Origin of the sequence: Myxococcus sp. CA056 (assembly GCF_013336715.1) — a bacterium.
Taxonomy (GTDB): Bacteria; Myxococcota; Myxococcia; order Myxococcales; family Myxococcaceae; genus Myxococcus; species Myxococcus llanfairpwllgwyngyllgogerychwyrndrobwllllantysiliogogogochensis.
The window spans coordinates 1-4,810 of record NZ_JABUMT010000030.1; the positions used below are offsets into that span (position 1 = coordinate 1).

The window sequence follows — 4,810 nt, forward strand, 5'->3', positions numbered from 1 at the left end:
TCACTCGCAACTGGACTCCCGCAGGCTCCGTCCGCCTGGGCCCCTCGCCCAGCCTCACCCCGGCCGTGCAGGAGATGAAGCGCATCGGCTGAACCCTCTCACGCGACATCTACCTTGACGCTCACCGGAAGCGTCGCGTGTCGTCGCATTGACCCGGCGGTTCTGCGAACTCGTGCGCTCGCGGGGCGTTTCACAGCGAGCAAGGCCAACGAGGTCCTGCAGGCCCTTCGAAGCGTGGTTGGGCGAGGCTCGTGCGTGCGGAGTACGCGCGGTGGAAACCTTTGCGGAGGGCCTCGAACAGGACGGCGATGCCGTCCGGGCTGCCCTGACCTCTCCCTGGAGCAACGCCCAGGCCGAGGGTCAAATCACGAAGCTCAAGCTCCTCAAGCGTCAGATGTATGGCCGCGCCAACTTCGACCTATTGCGTCGTCGAGTGCTGCTCACCGTCTGAACCAACGGTCCACACGAAGTGCGGGAGAGCCACCGAAGCGGGTGACGCTCAGTCCCATGAAACGGTCGCCGTGGTGCGCGCGGGCAGTGGAAGTGCCCGGCGCGCATCGCAAGCTCGGCGGCACGAACAAGCACGTAGAACGCAAGGGACTCTTTCGCTTCACAGAGTCAAAGAGGGCAACCGCACGTATTCCACTGCAAGAATGCCTATATTCAACGCGGCGGCCCCTTCCACAGCAGAACGTGGAGACGTCGACGCGCAAGCTCGATGTGAAGGCCGTACCACGCTTGAGTCTCGGATGGCGATAACCTGAGACTGGTCAGCCGCATTGTGCCCCCCCTTACTTGCCCTGCTCTTGACGTCGACGTGACACGGCCACACCTGGCCACCGCCAGGGAACTCCTCAAGCCGAAACATAGTCACTCCAAAAACATGAATACACGGCTATGAATTTGCCCCGGGCGAAGCGCACTGCTTTGTGCGCGCGTCATCCGTCCCTCGGGCGCTCAATTGGAGCCTCACGGCACGAATCCCTCGGAACCGCGCTGTGTACTTCGGACATGGAGGCACGATCGTCCGAGGACAGCCCCGCTAAGAATCTATCGAGACGAGAGGCTCGCATGTCGGCGGGCGCAACCAACGTTACGGTCGACCAGGATGTCATGGTGGACGGGCGGACCTGCTGTGGCTGCGAGGCGTCCTCTCGCGTCTTCACTGCAACGGGGACTGGTAGCTCACAGGCCGAATGAAGGCGGAGACTTCTGTCACGGCCGTCGTGTCTCACCCCAGAGACTGAGCGAGGCGCAAATCACCTGGGAGACCTCACCGAGTGGTCCGACAACGGGTCCATGGGCGTGGTGTGACGGACCGGGGTATTGGCGCGCAGGAGGGTCTTCACCGAAGTTGTGCTGTGCGCAGCGCGGGCGGCCAAGCGGAGCGCGAATCGGGGCAGCGCGCGGATCCTGGCACTGGAAAGACGGTTGGAAAGGCGAGGCTGGCGAGAGGGCTGCGAGTCTGCCCAGCCAGTCCTCCCATGCCCATGCATCCTCATGAGTCACGAGCACCGCCACGGCGGCGCTCCCTGGGGCCCGAGGGTGAGCTACCGGGGGGCGAGACATGACTCTGGCTGAGAGCGTTGGTGCGGCTGCACCCCGTATAGCGAAGAGTGCGAGCCAAGTATCCCGGCAATTGGGCATGGGGCCGAATAGGGTGAGGGCGCATCGCGGGCTCTCGTGGCGGTCCGGCGTACTGGTGCCCCGCTGACGAGGGACCTGAGCACGAAGCGCTCAAGGCGGTGGTGCAGGCGCACCTGCCGTCGAAGGTGTCACCGAGGCAGCCATCCTCACCGGTGTCCTGGACAGGGTCGAGTGGAGGCGCTGCTCGTCCAAGGCCTGTGGCTTCAGCACCCACCGCGGGCTTGACTGGAGGTAGGCGGCTTCGAGGCGAGCGCCTCGGCCATGAAGCGCATGGGTGCAGAAGGCTCGGGGCGCACGCGTACGGAGCGAGGACATGGCCGTCCCCGGCCAGGAGAGGTGGCGCAGGCGGATTTCGATGATGTCGGCAAGCTGATGAATTGATTCCCATGCGCGAGAAGCTGCGCCTGGCCGGCGTCCCTCAATCCCCGCAACTGCGCACCCAGCGGGCTGTGGACGACCCCCTCCCCCACTCCGATTTCCTCTCCGAGTTGCCGAGCGACACGGTGGATTGTCTCGACTCCGAGCAACTGTCCCAGCACGTGCGTCACACCTCCTGCGAGGATGCCAACTTCAACCCCTCTGGAGCCATGCATGTGTGGCGTCCTGGAGCGCCAAGACAAAGTGCTCATCGTCGGCCACCACCACTGAGAAAGTCCCACCTGACACAGGACCTCGGCCACGGTGAGTGCCGCGCCGGCTACAGTACCCTCTACCTCGGCACCGACAAGTTGCTCATGCGTTGGGGCGCACGGGTCTCATGGGCAGCTACGAGAAGCGCCCGCTTGCGCTTCACCTCGCCAGACTTGCCCATCATCGATGACCGCGTCCTTCGCGGACTGTCCCAGGATGAGCCGGTGGACCTCTACGAGGGCATCCGCCAGTGGTACGCGCGCAAGAGCAGGGTCACATCACCTCCAACCGAGAGATTGGAGAGCGACCTCGGCGTCTCAGGGACCCGCTGATGGCCGGTTCCGCCATGGACCGACCGCCCCGCTCCACCACATCACGGTCCTCGTCATGGGAAGACGACAGCTACCGCCCCCCTGTCCGGCGCCAGAAGCCCACTGCCGCGACAGGGAGGACCCGCTTTGGGCCACTCACCTCGTCAACACTACGAGCTCGAACAACGGCCCCCTGATGAACACACCTGGGGGCTCCGCTTGGCCACCCGTCGAGCACTCCAAGACCCAGGTCCTCCGCCAGGAATGCCCTTCCATTGAGCCTTCGGCTCACCTGCGAGCAAAGCGGGGGCGCGCCACGGCCCCGAGCTTGAGCGCGAAGACACCGAGCACAGTCGCGGCCTGTCCTATCAGGAGCACGATGCCCACAAGCGTCATGCTGGAACCGTGAGCGACCAGGAGCCCCACGCTCCCCATCACCCACAAGCCATCCACCGTGAGATGCACCAGCGCGGCCAGGGTGGGAACAGACGGTTGGCCGGAGACCCAGGCATTGAAACCAGCCCACGGCACGAGAAACAACCCCACGCCGAACAGGAAGGCAGGTGGCAACGACCAGCCTGCGAGCGTGGTGAGGGGCGTCGCCACAACCAGGAGGGCACTCCCCATGGTGATGGCGGCAATGGCATCGAAGCGATAGACGAGGCGGTCTGTCATGAGGAAGCTTTCCGGTGACGAGAGAGCCTGAAGATTCGATTTTGCCCAGCCGCCTCGCAATGACCTCGGAGGGAAGTGCGCCGGCGGGCATGAATCGACTAGAGCCACGAAAGGGGCCTTTTGATGCGCGATATCGACGACGTGCCGGCGAGGGGCCACCGGAAGAACGGCCCGGGAACCACCAGCGAACTGGGTACGCTGCTGAAAGACTGGCGTGCGTTGCGAGGCAAAAGCCAGCTTGGGCTGGCGCTCGACGCCGAGGTCTCTCCTCGACACCTGGCATTCATCGAGTCAGGCCGGACGACCCCTAGCCAGTACATGGTCATGCGACTGGCTGGAGCATTGATGCTTGGCTTGCGAGAGCGCAACGCCCTGCTTGTCGCGGCGGGCTTCGCGCCTGAGTTTGGCGAGAGTGATTGGAACAGTGAGGAGATGAAGGAGATCCGCCAGGCCGCGGCGATGATTCTCAGAACGCACGACCCCTATCCCGCCCTCGTGCTCGATGCGGCATCGACGGTGCTCGACGCCAACACCGGCGCACTCACGCTGATGGGCCAGGGACGAGACGCGCTCGGGAGAATCAACCTGATGGACCTGGTCTTTTCCCCAGGTCGCGTGCGAGCGGCGATTGGGAACTGGCCCGAGGTCGCGGGCTTCCTGCTCAGTCGGCTCAGGGAGAATGCACGGCTGCGCGGTCCCCGCTCAGAGGTCGCACGCGTATTGGAGAGAGTACTCACCTGCCCGGAAGCCCGTGCGCTACCAGCAACAATGCCTGGCGGTGCTGGATCCGTCCTGGTTCCGCTGACCTTCGAGGTCGACGGAGTCACCACCCAGTGGTTCACAACGGTCACGACCTTTGGCGCCCCCCTCCATGCGTTGGCGGAGGAGATCACCATCGAGCAGTTCTACCCACGCTGAGGCAAAAAGCCTGATCGATGGCAGGGGTCGACAGCGAATCGCGCTGTCTCGTCAACGAGAGAGTCGCTGGCGGCCTTCGGGCACCTGGTGGCGTACGGGAGCGCGAGCGGCCCCCCAGCGGCGGTGGAGGTGGAGACGCTGTACGCGAAGTCGCTGAAAGTCAGCGCGTACTGGCTGCGCACACCGCACCCGGCGGCGCTGCAGCGGCGAGCACGCGAGGCGCTGGGAAGCGCGCTGGCGGGAGGGCAGCTGCGCGTGAAGCTGGGGCTGGTGGTGGGACTGGAGGAGGCCGCGCAAGCCCACCAGCGACTGGAGTCGCGCGCGACGGTGGGCAAGGTGGTGCTGCGAGTGCCCTGAAACCGCGCGGGCCGTCAGGCCTCGAGGGGGCCTCGGGCCGCAAGCCCGCGGGCGCCCTGGCGGCCGAAGCGGGCACGGGGCCCCTCGCGGCGTCGGAAACTCCAGACGCACAAAAGCGAAAAGCCCCCGTCGCACGAGGCGACGGGGGCTTCTCTCAAAAAGAATCCGGCAGCGACCTACTCTCCCACGCGGTTTCCCGCGGAGTACCATCGGCTCTGGAGGGCTTAACTTCCGTGTTCGGGATGGGAACGGGTGTGACCCCTCCGACATAG

Annotated in this window: 2 protein-coding genes, 1 rRNA gene and 2 pseudogenes; 3 read left to right on the forward strand and 2 right to left on the reverse strand. The window is 65.2% G+C overall.

Annotated elements, in window-relative coordinates:
* Positions 1–118 precede the first annotated feature (118 nt).
* A pseudogene (locus HUA76_RS46190) lies at positions 119–451 on the forward strand (transposase); the annotation flags it as partial.
* Positions 452–2,876: 2,425 nt separating this feature from the next.
* On the opposite strand, the gene HUA76_RS44665 reads toward HUA76_RS46190, so the two are convergent.
* Positions 2,877–3,263 (reverse strand): hypothetical protein, encoded by a 387-nt coding sequence (locus HUA76_RS44665; RefSeq protein ID WP_174459488.1) that lies wholly within the window; start codon positions 3,261–3,263, stop codon positions 2,877–2,879.
* Positions 3,264–3,386: 123 nt separating this feature from the next.
* On the opposite strand from HUA76_RS44665, the gene HUA76_RS44670 reads away from it, so the two are divergent.
* Both HUA76_RS44670 and HUA76_RS44675 read left to right on the forward strand, forming a co-directional pair.
* A complete protein-coding gene (locus HUA76_RS44670; protein WP_174464415.1) occupies positions 3,387–4,181 on the forward strand; it encodes a helix-turn-helix domain-containing protein in 795 nt (264 codons plus the stop codon).
* 57 nt (positions 4,182–4,238) lie between these two features.
* Positions 4,239–4,538: pseudogene (locus HUA76_RS44675) on the forward strand (zinc-binding dehydrogenase); the annotation flags it as partial.
* A 163-nt stretch (positions 4,539–4,701) separates the two neighbouring features.
* Here HUA76_RS44675 and rrf read toward each other — a convergent pair.
* Positions 4,702–4,810, reverse strand: a 5S ribosomal RNA gene (rrf, locus tag HUA76_RS44680); the annotation flags it as partial.